Origin of the sequence: Schaalia georgiae DSM 6843 (assembly GCF_000429245.1) — a bacterium.
GTDB lineage: Bacteria > Actinomycetota > Actinomycetes > Actinomycetales > Actinomycetaceae > Pauljensenia > Pauljensenia georgiae.
The window spans coordinates 316,844-330,968 of record NZ_KE386870.1; the positions used below are offsets into that span (position 1 = coordinate 316,844).

The 14,125-nt window shown below is 68.6% G+C and carries 10 protein-coding genes; all 10 read left to right on the plus strand.

Annotation, left to right across the window (positions count from 1 at the left end):
- Positions 1 to 93: 93 nt before the first annotated feature.
- The 10 genes from G447_RS0109920 (at position 94) to G447_RS0109965 (ending at position 14,074) form a co-directional block, all read left to right on the plus strand.
- A complete protein-coding gene (locus tag G447_RS0109920) occupies positions 94 to 1,146 on the plus strand; it encodes an ABC transporter substrate-binding protein (RefSeq protein ID WP_026430938.1) in 1,053 nt (350 codons plus the stop codon).
- A 115-nt stretch (positions 1,147 to 1,261) separates the two neighbouring features.
- On the plus strand, positions 1,262 to 2,989 hold the full coding sequence (locus G447_RS0109925; protein WP_026430939.1) for an ABC transporter permease: 1,728 nt from the start codon (positions 1,262 to 1,264) through the stop codon (positions 2,987 to 2,989).
- A gap of 23 nt (positions 2,990 to 3,012) precedes the next feature.
- Positions 3,013 to 4,191: an ABC transporter ATP-binding protein gene (locus tag G447_RS0109930; RefSeq protein WP_034477022.1), complete on the plus strand. Its 1,179-nt coding sequence runs from the start codon at positions 3,013 to 3,015 to the stop codon at positions 4,189 to 4,191.
- 230 nt (positions 4,192 to 4,421) lie between these two features.
- A complete protein-coding gene (prfB, locus tag G447_RS0109935; RefSeq protein ID WP_026430941.1) occupies positions 4,422 to 5,540 on the plus strand; it encodes a peptide chain release factor 2 in 1,119 nt (372 codons plus the stop codon).
- Positions 5,541 to 5,630: 90 nt separating this feature from the next.
- Entirely contained in the window at positions 5,631 to 6,320 is a 690-nt protein-coding gene (gene ftsE / locus G447_RS0109940) for a cell division ATP-binding protein FtsE (protein ID WP_005871067.1), read from the plus strand.
- A gap of 19 nt (positions 6,321 to 6,339) precedes the next feature.
- Positions 6,340 to 7,254 (plus strand): permease-like cell division protein FtsX, encoded by a 915-nt coding sequence (gene ftsX / locus G447_RS0109945; protein ID WP_005871046.1) that lies wholly within the window; start codon positions 6,340 to 6,342, stop codon positions 7,252 to 7,254.
- A gap of 3 nt (positions 7,255 to 7,257) precedes the next feature.
- Positions 7,258 to 8,529, plus strand: coding sequence for a peptidoglycan DD-metalloendopeptidase family protein (locus G447_RS0109950; protein WP_026430942.1), 1,272 nt, complete (start codon positions 7,258 to 7,260; stop codon positions 8,527 to 8,529).
- A gap of 89 nt (positions 8,530 to 8,618) precedes the next feature.
- A complete protein-coding gene (gene smpB, locus G447_RS0109955; RefSeq protein ID WP_026430943.1) occupies positions 8,619 to 9,146 on the plus strand; it encodes an SsrA-binding protein SmpB in 528 nt (175 codons plus the stop codon).
- Between the two features lie 63 nt (positions 9,147 to 9,209).
- Entirely contained in the window at positions 9,210 to 11,870 is a 2,661-nt protein-coding gene (locus G447_RS0109960) for a YhgE/Pip domain-containing protein (protein ID WP_243442358.1), read from the plus strand.
- Complete coding sequence (locus G447_RS0109965) at positions 11,867 to 14,074, plus strand: YhgE/Pip domain-containing protein (protein ID WP_026430945.1); 2,208 nt, start codon at positions 11,867 to 11,869, stop codon at positions 14,072 to 14,074. The genes G447_RS0109960 and G447_RS0109965 overlap by 4 nt, the downstream gene beginning before the upstream one ends.
- The last annotated feature ends 51 nt before the right edge of the window (positions 14,075 to 14,125 follow it).

Here is a 14,125-nt window from a genome sequence, read left to right on the forward strand (position 1 = left end):
GTCACGGGGCAGGGGCGCGCGGCGGGATCATTGGGGCAGGCAGCGGGCCGCCCCGTCCCAGCACCGCCCCGTCCGATTCAAAGGAGAGTCCCCATGACGAATAGACGCCTCGCCCCGCTCGCGGGGGTCGCAGCAGTCGGAATGCTCGCGCTCAGCGCCTGCGTGGTAACCGATGAGCAGATCCAGTCGGCCGCCGGCTCGGAGTCGATCACCATCGCGTGCGGCGCGATGGAGGACCTGTGCCAGAAGTGGACCGAGTCCTTCACCGCGTCCACCGGCATCACCGCCACCTACGTGCGCCTGTCGTCGGGCGAGGCCGTGGCCCGCCTCGACTCCGCCAAGGACAACCCCGAGTTCGACGTCTGGCACGGCGGGCCCGTCGACGGCTACGGGGCCGCCGTCGAGAAGGGGCTCATCGAGGCCTACGACTCGCCGTCCGCCGCCGAGATCCCCGCCAAGTACAAGGATCCCGACCACAACTGGACGGGTGTCTACGTCGGCGTCCTCGGATTCTGCTCGAACAAGGCAGTCCTGGACAACCTCGGCGTCGAGGTGCCCGACTCCTGGGACGACCTGCTCGACCCCGCCCTCAAAGGGCAGATCTCCACCGCGCACCCCTCCACCTCGGGCACCGCGTTCACGACGCTGTGGACCCAGACCGTCCTGCGCGGCGGCGAGGACGGCGCCCTGGACTACATGAAGCAGATGCACAACAACGTCCTGCAGTACACCAAGTCCGGCACTGCCCCCGGCCAGATCGCAGGCCGCGGAGAGGTGGGCGTCGGCCTGGTCTTCTCCCACGACTGCGTGAAGTACCGCGACGAGGGCATGAAGGACCTCGTCGTCTCCTTCCCCAAGGAGGGGACCGGCTACGAGATCGGCGGAGTGGCCCTGGTGGCCAACTCGAAGCACTCCGCGGCCGCCAAGAAGTACATCGACTGGGCGATCTCCCCCGAGGCCCAGAACATCGGCCAGACCGTCGGATCCAACCAGGTCCTCACCAACCCGAAGGCCGAGGCCAACGACAAGATGGTCAAGCTCGACGAGGTCTCCCTCATCGACTACGACTTCGCTGCTGCGTCCGCCGCCAAGCCGGCCCTCACCGCCAGGTTCGACGAGGAGATCGCCGCGCAGCCGCGCGAGTGATGATCCCGCGCCCCCGCCCTCAGCGCAGGGCGGGGGCGGCCCCCGCCCAACCCGACCGCAGCCCCGACCCGCGGCAGGCTCCGCATGGGACCTGGCCCGCACGAATGGAACAACCATGCCCCCACAAGCCCCCGCGCCCGCGCGCCCGGCGCGCGCCGCGCGCACCAGGGTGCGACAGGACCCGGTGACGGTCGCCATCGTCGGCGTCATCGCCCTGGTCCTCGTCCTCCTCGTGCTCGCCCCCCTGGCAACGGTCCTCTCCCGCGCCTTCTCGAAGGATGGGATGGAAGTCCTGAGTTCGATCGTGTCATCGACGACGAACCGCACGATCATCGTCAACACCATCGTCCTCGGGTGCGTCGTCGGTCTGGCCGGCACCCTCGCCGGCTTCTTCATGGCTTACGTCCAGGCGCGCGTGGACATGCCGGGCAAGAAACTCCTCCACCTCATCTGCCTGGTCCCCATCGTGTCCCCGCCCTTCGCGGTGGCGACATCGTCGATCACCCTCTTCGGGCGCAACGGGATCATCTCGAGCCAGATCTTCGGCCAGCGGTGGGACATCTACGGCCTGTCCGGCCTGACGCTGGTGCTCACCCTGTCCTTCTTCCCCGTCGCCTACATGAACATGCTCGGGATGCTGCGCAACCTCGACCCGGCCATGGAGGAGGCCGCTGCCTCCCTCGGCGCCTCCCCGTGGAGGGTGTTCCGCACGGTGACCATGCCGATGCTGATCCCCGGTTTCGCCGCGTCCTTCCTGCTCCTCTTCGTCGAGGCGATCGCGGACCTGGCCAACCCCCTCGTCATCGGCGGCGACTTCACGGTCCTCGCCTCGCGGGCCTACATCGCGATCAACGGCGAGTTCAACACCGCTGCCGGCAGCGCCTACTCGCTGGTCCTGCTGGTCCCGGCACTGCTGGTCTTCCTGCTCCAGCGCTACTGGGCGGGGCGCTCGTCCGCGGTGACCGTGACGGGCAAGCCCACCGGGCGTGTGCGGATGGTGCGGGCCAACGTCGCGCGCATCCCCCTGGGCGCCGTGACGGCCCTGCTCGCGGCCTTCGTGGTCGTCGTCTACGCGACGGTCGTCATCGGGGCCTTCGTCAACATCCTCGGGGTGGACAACACCTTCACCCTGCGCAACTTCCAGTACGTGCTCTCCGGGATCGGCAACGACGCGATGATCGACACCACTGTCCTCGCGCTCATCGCCACGCCGATCGCCGGCCTGCTGGGCATGGTGGTCGCGTGGCTGGTGGTCGTGAGGCTGCGCGCCAGCGCGGGCCTCATGGACTTCCTGGGGATGCTGGGCCTGTCGGTCCCGGGCACGGTGCTGGGCATCGGCTACCTCATCACCTACAACAAGCCCGTCATCGTCGGGCACGTGATGCTCCTGCCCGCCCTGGCCGGGGGCGGCGCGGTCTTCGGCGGGGCGCTGGCGATCATCCTCGTCTACGTCGCCCGCTCGATGCCGTCGGGCCAGCGCTCGGGCATCGCCAGCCTGCAGCAGATCGACAAGAGCATCGACGAGGCGTCGACCTCGCTGGGGGCCTCGGGCCTGCAGACATTCGTGAAAGTCACGCTGCCCCTGATCCGCCCCGCTTTCATCGCAGGCCTGACCTACGCCTTCGCCCGGTCGATGACGACGCTGTCCCCGATCGTCTTCATCACCACGCCGAAGACGAAGATCATGACCTCCCAGATCCTCGCCGAGGTCGACGCGGGGCGTTTCGGCAACGCGTTCGCGTTCTGCACGATCCTCATCGTCATCGTCATGGCCGTGATCGGCCTCACCAACCTGCTGGTGCGCGACAAGTCAGTGGCCGCGCAGAGCCGCGCGGGCCTGTGAGCCCGGAGAACAAGGAGAAGACAATGTCCACCACCCAATCCTCCCTGGAGAGCGCCGCCGGTGACGGCGCCCCGGCCGACGAGGCCCAGGGCAGCCTTTCCCTGGTGTCCCTGACGAAGACCTTCGGACAGGGGGACTCGGCGGTGACAGCCGTCGACCACGTCGATCTCGACATACTCCCCGGGGAGTTCATCACCCTGTTGGGCCCCTCCGGCTGCGGCAAGACGACGACGCTGCGCATGATCGCAGGATTCGAGGACGCCACCAGCGGGGAGGTGCTGCTGGACGGCGAGAACATGGTGTCCGTCCCCCCGAACAAGCGGCCCATGTCGATGGTGTTCCAGTCCTACGCGCTATTCCCCCACCTGTCGGTGCTCGAGAACGTCGCCTACGGCCTCAAACTGCGCAAAATGCCCGACGCGCAGGTGGACGAGGCGGTCGATGTCGCCCTGGCGGCGATGAACCTCACCGCGATGGCGGGCCGCGCGCCCTCGCAGTTGTCGGGCGGCCAGCAGCAGCGCGTGGCGCTCGCCCGCGCGATGGTGGTGCGGCCCAAGGTCCTCCTCTTCGACGAGCCGCTGTCGAACCTCGACGCGAAGCTGAGGGTGAAGATGCGCGTGGAGATCCGGAGGATGCAGAAGCGCCTGGGCATCTCCTCCGTCTACGTCACCCACGACCAGTCCGAGGCGATGGCGATGTCTGACCGCATCGTCGTGATGAACGCGGGGCGCATCGAGCAGGTGGACACTCCCGCGGAGATCTACCTCCACCCCGCCTCCGTGTTCGTCGCCGACTTCGTGGGGCGCGCGAACTTCCTGCCGGCGCAGGTGCTGGACGCCGAGGACGACCGGGTGCGGGTGCGCGCTCTCGGCGGCGAGTTGGTGGTGCGGGCCCAGGCCGACGCGCTCGCGGCGGCGCGCTCCGGCGGCGACGTGGTCCTGTTGGTGCGCCCCGAGTCGTTGAGGCTGTCCCCGCTCGACGAGGATCCCCAGGCGCTCACGGGCGACCTCGGGCAGATCGTCACGAGCATCTTCTACGGGGAGACCGTCGAGTACGAGATCGAGACGGAGTCCGGTTCCCTGGTCTGCGTCGTGTCGGATCCCCGCGAGGATGAGATCCTCGCGGAGGGGCAGGTGGTGCGCATCGGGATCGAGGCGGAGAAGGCATGGCTGCTGGAGTCGGGGGAGACCGCGAGCGCCTGACGCCCGGGGCGGTCCTCCGCTTAACGCCCGTTCCCTCCCGATGCCGCACACAAGGGAGGGAATTAGGCAACACGGCGCCGCACACAAGGGCGGAATCAAGCCCTTGTGTGCGACCCGTGTTTCGTAAATCGGGGTCCTTGTGTGCGTAACCGGGGGGAGCCCGGCTGGGACCCGGCTGCGCCGCGGGGCGCGCGTGGGTGGCGGGGGCGCGGATCGGCTAATCTGGCGTCGTGGCCATTGAATTCACTGAAGAGATCCAGTCCCTGCGCCTCACCATGGACAACGTCCTGGCGGTGGTGCGGCCCGAGCGCCTGCGCGCCCAGATCGCCGAGCTCAACGAGAAGGCGGCCGCCCCCGACCTGTGGGACGACCCGGCTCGCGCCCAAGAGGTGACCAGCGCGCTCAGCCACCGCCAGAGCGAGCTCGACCGGGTGGTGCGCATGGGCGAGCGCATCGACGACCTCGAGGCGATGGTGGAGATGGCTGGGGAGGACCCCGACGAGGCCGAGGAGATCCTCGCCGAGGCCGCGGCGGACCTGGAGGCCCTCAAGAAGGACGTGTCGGACCTCGAGATCCGCACGCTGCTTGACGGCGAGTACGACGAGCGCAACGCGGTCATCACGATCCGCAGCGGCGCAGGCGGCGTCGACGCCGCGGACTTCGCGGAGATCCTGCTGCGCATGTACCTGCGCTGGGCGGAGCGCCACGGCTACCCCACCAAGGTGATGGACACCTCCTACGCGGAGGAGGCGGGCCTGAAGTCCGCCACCTTCGAGGTCCAGGCGCCCTACGCCTACGGGACCCTCTCCGTGGAGGCGGGCACCCACCGCCTGGTGCGCATCAGCCCCTTCGACAACCAGGGCAGGCGCCAGACCTCGTTCGCGGCCGTCGAGGTCATCCCGCTCATCGAATCGACCGACCACATCGAGATCCCCGAGTCCGAACTCAAGGTCGACGTCTTCCGCTCCTCGGGCCCGGGCGGCCAGTCGGTGAACACGACGGACTCCGCCGTGCGCATGACCCACATCCCCACGGGGATCGTCGTGTCCATGCAGGACGAGAAGTCGCAGATCCAGAACCGCGCGGCCGCACTGCGCGTCCTGCAGTCCAGGCTGCTCGTGCTGCGCCACGAGGAGGAGCAGGCCAAGAAGAAGGAACTGGCGGGCGACGTGAAGGCCTCGTGGGGCGACCAGATGCGCTCCTACGTCCTACAGCCGTACCAGATGGTCAAGGACCTGCGCACCGAGTTCGAGTCGGGCAACCCGCAGGCCGTCTTCGACGGGGACATCGACGGGTTCATCAACGCCGGCATCCGCTGGCGGAAGAACGAGCAGAGCGGCGATCGCTGAGGGCTTCGACACCTAGGGCGTGTCGCGGGACGGGGATAGGGGGCCGGTGCCTAGGCTGGTCGTGACTGTTGATTCTGATCGGACGGCCCCATGATTCGTTTTGATGATGTCACCATGGTGTACACACCTGGTGCCCAGCCCGCGCTCGACCACGTGTCCCTGGAAGTGGAACGGGAGGAGTTCGTGTTCCTCGTCGGCAAGTCCGGCTCGGGCAAATCGACCTTCCTCCAGCTGGTCATGCGCGAGATGAAGGCCACATCCGGGAAGGTGTGGGTCCTGGGCAAGGATGTCTCGCGCCTGTCGACCTGGGCCGTCCCGAAGCTGCGCCGCCAGATCGGCACGGTCTTCCAGGACTTCCGCCTGCTGCCCTCGAAGACGGTGTACGAGAACGTCGCCCTGGCCATGCAGGTGATCGGCAAGCCCAAGCACGCCATCGAGTCCGCCGTGCCGGACGCGCTGGAGCTGGTGGGCCTGTCCGGGAAGGAGCAACGCCTCCCGCACGAGCTGTCGGGCGGCGAGGAGCAGCGCGTGGCGATCGCGCGGGCGATGGTGAACCGCCCGGAGGTGCTGCTGGCGGACGAGCCGACGGGCAACCTCGATCCCGAGACCTCGCTGGGCATCATGCGCCTGCTCGACCGGATCAACCGCACGGGGACCACGGTCGTGATGGCCACGCACGACGCGGACATCGTCAACCAGATGCGCAAACGCGTCATCGAGCTCAAGCAGGGCGAGGTGGTGCGCGACCAGTCGCGCGGCGTCTACGGGGCCGCGCGGTAGAGGCGAACAGGGGTAGAGCATGAAACTGCGTTTTATTTTCTCCGAGGTCGGCAAGGGCCTGTCGCGCAACCGCGCGATGAGCGTCGCCGTCATCCTGGTGACCTACGTGTCCCTGCTCTTCGTGGGGATCGCGGGGCTGTCGCAGATGCAGGTGTCCAAGATGCGCACGGACTGGTACGACAAGATCGAGGTCTCGGTCTACATGTGCGCCATCGACGACCGGTCGGAGAACTGCAACGGCGCCGAGGCCACCGAGGAGCAGATCGCGGCGGTCCGCGCGCGCCTGGACTCCCAGGAGATGAGCCAGTACGTGCAGCAGTACTACGAGGAGTCGAAGGAGGAGGCGTACGAGAACTTCGTCAAGCTCAACGGCGATTCGAACCTGGGGCAGTGGACCACCCCGGACATGCTGCAGGTCTCCTTCCGCATCAAGCTGGTCAACCCCGAGCAGTACTCGGTCATCAAGGAGGAGTTCTCGGGAACGCCCGGGGTCTCCGAGGTGCGCGACCAGCGCGAGATCGTCGAACCCCTGTTCAAAGTGCTCGGCGCCGCACGCACGGCCGCCCTGGGCCTGGGCGGCATCATGGTGGTCGCCGCAGTCCTGCTGATCTCCACGACGATCCGCCTGAGCGCGATGAGCCGTGAGCAGGAGACACAGATCATGCGCTACGTGGGCGCGTCGAACCTGTTCATCCAGGCCCCGTTCATGATCGAGGGCGCGCTGGCGGCCCTGGTGGGCGCCGGACTCGCCATCGGGACCCTCTTCGCGGGCGTGCACTTCATCGTCCAAGGGTGGTTGGCGCCCTCCTTCAAGTGGACGAACTTCATCGGGATGGCCCACGTGGGGATCATGTCGCCGATCCTCATAGCGGCGGCAGTCCTGCTGGCGATCATCGCCTCGGCGTTCTCCCTGGCCAAGTACACGAGGGCATGAGCGATGGGTAAGGGCAGGAATCAGAGCAGGGCGCGGTTCGCCCGGGCGTGCGGGGCCCTCGCGGTGGCGCTGGCCCTGGGGGCGATGGTCGCGCCCACGACGGTCGCCGATGACGACCGCGACGCCGCGGCGGCTGCGAAGGAGGCGGCCGAGGCCAGTATGAACGAGCTGCGGGCCCAGCTGGAGGGCATCGACGCGAACCTGGCGCAGGTCTTCGTCGACTTGCAGTCCCTCAACGGGCAGATCCCCGAAGCGCAGACCAAGGCCGACGAGGCGGGGACGCGCTACGACACGGCCGTGCGCGAACACGCTGTCCTGGAGGGGCAGCTGCGGGCCGCGAAATCCGAGAAGGCGGCCATCGACTCGGAGATCAGCCAGGCCACACGGGACCAGTCCCAGGCGTCGGCCGCGATCGGAGAACTGGTGCGCCGCAAGTACCGGGAGGGGGGCGCGTCGGCGGTAACGCTGGCGCTCACCGCCGAGGGATCCGCCTCGATCGAGCAGCGCGCCTCGGCCGCGGACGCCGCGCTGCGCGCCGAGACGCAGACGGTGAACGCCGCCCTGGACGTCCAGTCCTCCCAGCGCACCCAGCAGGCCAGGCAGGACGCGATCACGAACCGCATCGGCTCCTTGGAGGAGCAGTCCAGGCAGGCCGAGGAGGACGCGCGCTCCGCCAAGGAGGAGGCCGATTCGACGCTGGCCGAGCTCAACACCCTCAGGGCCGACGCGCAAGCCAAGCAGGCCGAGTGGGATTCGCGCAAGGGCGAGGTTGAGGCGTCACTGGCCCAGGCGGAGGCCGACTACCAGGCGCGCAGCGCCGAACTGTCCCAGATCGACGAGGCGAACCGCGCCTCGGGCGTCACCTACACGTCGTCCTCCGGCTTCCGCAGCCCCCTGGATATTCCGATCGTCGTGACCAGTCCGTTCGGGATGCGCTACCACCCGGTGCTGGGCATTATGAAGGGGCATTCGGGAACCGACATGGCCGCCGACTGCGGCACCGTCATCCGCGCGGTCGCGTCGGGCTACGTCAACGCCGTGTCCTCGGACGTGTCGGCGGGCAACTACGTGGACATCAACCACGGCATGGTGGGCGGCAACTCGGTGATCACGGAGTACCTGCACATGCAGGCCCAGTACGTCTCGCCCGGGCAGTACGTGAACGCGGGCGACGCCCTGGGCGAGGTCGGCTCGACCGGGTACGCCACCGGCTGCCACCTGCATTTCGGTGTTCTTCAGAACGGAAGCTACGTTGAACCCATGGATTACCTCTGATCCGCGTTAGGATTGGCCCCCGTAGTGTTTTTTGCTGCGGGGGCCTTCCCTTGAGGCCCAAGGAGAACCATCGTCGGAGGGAGGCAGTCGTGCCCAAGGAATGGAAGAAGCCGAAAGCCACCGAGGGGGAACGGCGCAAAGCCGCCTCGGACGCGAAGAAAACGGTCGCGCGCAACAAGCGCGCCCGCCACGACTACCTCATCGAGGACACATGGGAGGCGGGACTGTCGCTCATGGGCACCGAGGTCAAGGCCCTGCGCATGGGCCGGGCCTCACTGGTCGACTCCTGGGTCGAGGTCAGCGGCGGCGAGGCGTGGCTGTACGGCGCGAACATCCCCCTGTACGCCCAGGGCTCGTGGACCAACCACGCGCCCACGCGCAAGCGCAAGCTCCTGCTCCACCGCGCCGAGATCGACCGCATGGCCGACCGCGTGGCCGCCAAGGGCTACACGATCGTCCCGCTGGAGCTGTACTTCGTGGGCGGGCGCGCCAAGGTGGAGATCGCCCTGGCCAAGGGCAAGCAGGAGTGGGACAAACGCCAGGCGCTGCGCGAGAAGCAGGACCAGCGCGAGGCCGAGCGCGCGATGCGCAGCTACGTGAAGCAGGCCCGCAGGTAAGGGAAAGAAGGCGATTGCGTGCGGGGGTCCGTCAGGATATTTCGTCGTGATCTTCTCCGGCTGGTGAGCGTTCCGGCCGCCTGGATCGTCATCATCGGGCTGGCGTTCGTGCCCGCCCTGTACGCGTGGTTCAACATCGTCGGTTTCTGGGATCCCTACAGCCAGACGTCGAGGATCCGCGTCGCCGTCGCGAACGAGGACGAGGGGTGGGCCAGGGAACCCATCGGCTTCGTCAACGTGGGGGCCATGCTCCAAGAGCGCCTCGAGGACAACGACCAACTCGGCTGGCACTTCGTGTCGGCCGACCAGGCGCGCGCCGAGGTCGAGCGCGGGGACTCCTACGCGGCCTTCGTCATCCCCGCGGACTTCTCGAAGAGCCTCACGGGCGTGGTCGACGGCACCTTCACCAGGCCCAGCATCGCGTACTACGTGAACGAGAAGAACAACGCGGTCGCCCCGAAGATCACCCAGGCCGGGGCGAGTGCCCTGGACAACCAGATCAACTCCGCTTTCGTCGCGACCGTCGCCAGGACCCTCTCCGAGCGCGTCTCCGGGGTCGGTGCCTCCCTCACTTCCGCGCTTGAGACGGGCCAGTCCGAACTCGTCGGCGCGATGGGCCGCGCGGCGTCGGGGCTCGGCGGCGCACGTGCCTCCCTGGAGGGGCTGGGCCCGCAGATCGAGGGGGCGAAGGCGTCGGTGTCGTCCGCGCGCACAGCCCTCAGTGGGATCGACGGGGCAGCCTCGTCGGCGGAAGCGTCGCTGGGCACGGCGGACCACCTGCTCTCCGACGCGCGCGCCTCCCTGTCGTCCTTCTCCTCCGGGCTGTCCTCCAGCCTCGAGGGCCTGGCCTCCCAGGCGTCCCAGGCGGCAGCGGGGGCGGCCAGCGCAGGAGGGGCCCTGGACGGCGGCCTCCAGGGCGCCGCGGGCGCGGTCGGCGGCCTGCTGGGCGAAGCCTCGTCCATCAACACGGCGAACGGGCAGCTCCTGGCCGACCTGCAGGGGCTCCCCATCGCCTCCGACCCCGCCGTCGCCAGCGTCCTGGGATCGCTGTCCGCGCAGAACACGGCGGTTGGAAGCGCCATCACGGACCTGACGGCGCTGAACAGCTCCATCTCGGGGACCTCGACGGCGGTGGCGACGGCGCTGGACTCCATGAGTTCGGCGGCCTGCGCGGTCTCGGACGCTGTCTCATCAGGGCGCGCTGCCCTGGACGGCCAGGTGCCAGCGATCTCGTCCGCCCTGGACCAGATGGCGGCCTCCTCGGCCCAGCTGCGCGCCGCGCTGGCCACGGCGCGGTCCCTGAGGGCCCAGGTGTCCGGCCTGCTCGACCAGATGGACTCCCTGCTCGACGGCGCCTCCGCCGCGTCCTCCCAGTCCGCTGCGAACCTCGGGGCCATCGAGTCGGACCTGTCGTCGGCGTCCACGGACATCCAGTCGATCGCCTCGTCGAACTCCTTGACGGCCCTCGCCGCTTCCCTCGGCGTGAGCCCGGAGGCGATCGCCGCGTTCGTGGCATCGCCGACATCGATCCAGACCGAGGCCGTCTTCCCGGTCGCCGCGTATGGTTCGGCGATGGCGCCGCTGTTCACGAACCTGGCCCTGTGGGTCGGCGCGTTCTCGCTGGTCATCCTTTTCAAACTCGAGGTCGACGAGGAGGGGACCGGTCCGCTGACATCCGCGCAGAAGTACTTGGGCAGGTGGATGCTGCTGGCGGTCTTCGCTGTGGCGCAGGCGCTCGTCGTGTCCGCCGGCGACCTCGTCATCGGCGTGCAGACCGCGTCGAGGGCGGCCTTCATGGGCACGGCCGTCTTGGTCTCCCTGGCGTTCCTGTCGATCATCTACATGCTCGCCACGTGCTTGCAGCACATAGGCAAGGGGCTGTGCGTCATTATCGTCGTCGTGCAGATCCCCGGTGCAGCCGGGCTGTACCCCATCGAGATGATGCCGTCGTTCTTCCGCGCCCTCCACCCCGCCCTGCCCTTCACCTACGGGATCAACGCGCTGCGCGAGACGGTGGGGGGCTTCTACGGCAACCACTACGCCCTCGACATCGGCGTCCTGGGCGCGCACACGCTCATCGCCTTCGCCATCGGCCTGGCGCTGCGCCCCCACCTGGTCAACCTCAACGCCATGATGACGCGCGAGCTGTCCCAGTCGGGCCTGTTCGTCGCGGAGGCGACCCGCGTCCCCTCCAGCCGCTACCGCCTTACGCAGATCATCTCGGTGCTGGCCGATCACGAGGGGTACCAGCGCGGCGTCGCGCGCAGGATCGAGCGCTTCGAACGCCGGTACCCCGCGATCAAACGCGGCGGCCTGGCCGCGGGGATCGTCGTCCCCGCGGTCCTGGCAGTGCTTTCGGTCACCAATGCGGCCGAAGTCCCCATCGTGCTCGGGGCCTGGATCGTGTGGCTCCTCGTCGTGATCCTCTTCCTAGTCGGGGTCGAGTACCTGCGCGAAGCGCTGGACCGCCAGAGGCTGCTCTCCACGATGGGGGAGTCCGACGTGCGCTCCCTGCTGCGCCGCCGGGCAGCGGGGGCGCGTGCGCGCGTCATGGCGGGCGCCGCCGCGGTCACCGCCTCCCTCGCGTCGGTCTTCGACACTGGCCGGTCCGAGGCTGGGGAGGAAGAACCGCCCCACGGGACGGACACAGAACACGCCGACGAGGATGCGGGGGCCGACGAGGGCGCGGGGGCCGACGGCGCCGGGGCACGGGGTGGCGAATGAGAACGATCTGGGCAGTCTACAGGGCGGACCTGCGCCGGGCCCGCAGGAGCGTCATCAGCCTCGTCGTCGTCCTCGGCCTGACCGCGATCCCCGCACTCTTCACATGGTTCAACGTGGCGGCCTCGTGGGACCCCTTCTCGAACACGAAGAACCTCACCATAGCGATAGCGAACACCGACCAGGGGTACAAGTCCGACCTGGTCCCCCTGACCGTCAACATCGGCGACCAGGTCGTCGGCGCCCTGCGCACGAACGAAGACTTCGACTGGGCAATCGAGTCGGAGGAGGGCGCCGTGGAGAAGACCCGATCGGGCCAGTACTACGCGGCTGTCGTGATCCCCGCCGACTTCTCGAAGGACATGATGACGTTCTTCTCCTCGCCTGACGCGCGCTCGGCGCCCCTGACCTACTACATCAACGAGAAGAAGAACGGGCTCGTCCCCAAGATCGCGGGCCAGGGCGCCGAGCACCTCTCCGCCCAAGTCAACCAGGTGTTCGCCCAGACGCTCGCCGAGATCGCGCTCGACACCGCCACCTCCATCGCGAGCGCAATGGAGGACCCGTCGAACACGCGCGCCCTCGGCGCGCTCGACACGCGGATCCAGACCGTCGCCTCCCGCCTCGCCGCCGCGGCCAACAGCGCCGAGGCCTACGCGGCCCTCGTGGACGCCTCGCTCACACTGCTCGACTCGACCTCGGCGCTCGTGTCGAACGCCTCGGGCGCAGGCGCAGCCGCCCAATCCGGTGCGAGCGGACTCGCGTCCGGGAGCACCGGGCTCGCCGGCGCGGTCCAAACGGCGACCGCCTCCGTTGCTGGAGCGCTCTCCTCCTCGCAATCCTCCCTGTCCGCGCTGTCGGAGTCGATCGAGGGCGTGTACTCCCAGGCCGACGGCGCCTCCGCCTCGGCCGTGGCGTCGCTGCGCTCACAGGCCGGCGTGTTCGAGGGCCAGGCCGCGCAGTACGCGAGTATCAAGAGCGCCCTGGCGGGCCTGACGGGTTCTCCTGTCCCATCCGAGCAGTTGGACCGGCTCCAGAGCGCGGTCGATCGGCTCAACGGCCTGGCCGAGGGGCTGCGCTCCGCCGCGACTGCCCTCGAGGGCAAGAACACCTCGGTCCAGACCAACCACGCGACCGTCACCCAGCTCATCGCCGACGCGCAGAGCGCCGTGTCCACCGTGCGCAGCGACTACGACAACACCCTCAAACCACAACTCGACTCGCTGGCGTCCTCGCTCGAAGCGGGGGCCGGGTCCCTCGAGAACGTGCGCGAGGCCCTGACCAGTGCGGCGAACGGCGTCAACGACGGGACCGGCGGAGCGCGCTCGGGACTGACGCGCCTGCGCGACGCATTCAGGGAGGCAGCGGAGTCGCTGCGCGAGGCTGAGGGAAAGCTCACCAGCATGCACGACTCCCTCGCCGAAGCCCTCACCAGCGGCGACATCGCACGGATGCGCGCCATCATCGGATCGGATCCGAAAGCGCTCGCGGTCGCCTTGGCCGCCCCCGTGGGCATTGAAACGAATCGCGTCTTCCCAGTGGACAACTTCGGCTCCCAGATGGCCCCCCTGTACTCGGTGCTCGCCCTGTGGGTCGGCTCTGTCCTCATGGTCATCGCCATGCGCTCCGACGTCACCGATGACAACGCGGCCGACGGACTGAACGAGGACGACCCCCTGCGCCGCTACTTCACCTCCCACCACGTGCCGCTGGCGTCGGGATTCATCGGCAGGTACCTGGTGTTCGGCACGATCGCCCTCCTCCAAGCCACACTCGTCTTCGGGGGCGACATCGTCTTCCTCAAGGTCCAGCACACGCACCCGTGGCTCTTCATGTGCGTCGGGTGGTTGACCGCCGTCGTGTTCTCCTTCATGCTCTACACGTTGGTCGCGACTTTCGGGAACGCCGGGAAGGCTATCGGTGTCCTCCTACTGGTCCTGCAGATCTCCGGTGCCGGGGGAGCATTCCCCCTCGTCCTCCTCCCGCCGTTCTTCTCAGCGGTTTCGCCCTTCTTGCCGGCCACGCACGCGATCACCGCGCTGCGTGCGGCCATCGCCGGGTACTCCGGCACCGAGTACGCGGACGCCATGTGGGTGCTCGCGGCGTTCATCCCCGTTTGCGCGTTCGGCGGGCTGGCGCTGCGGCCCCTCCTCGTGTCGAAGAACCGGGCGCTCGTCGGGGAACTGGAGTCGACGAAACTGATCTGAGACCGGGTCGCGCATCGCAGTGGTGTTGCGGGCGGCCCCGAGCGGGAATAC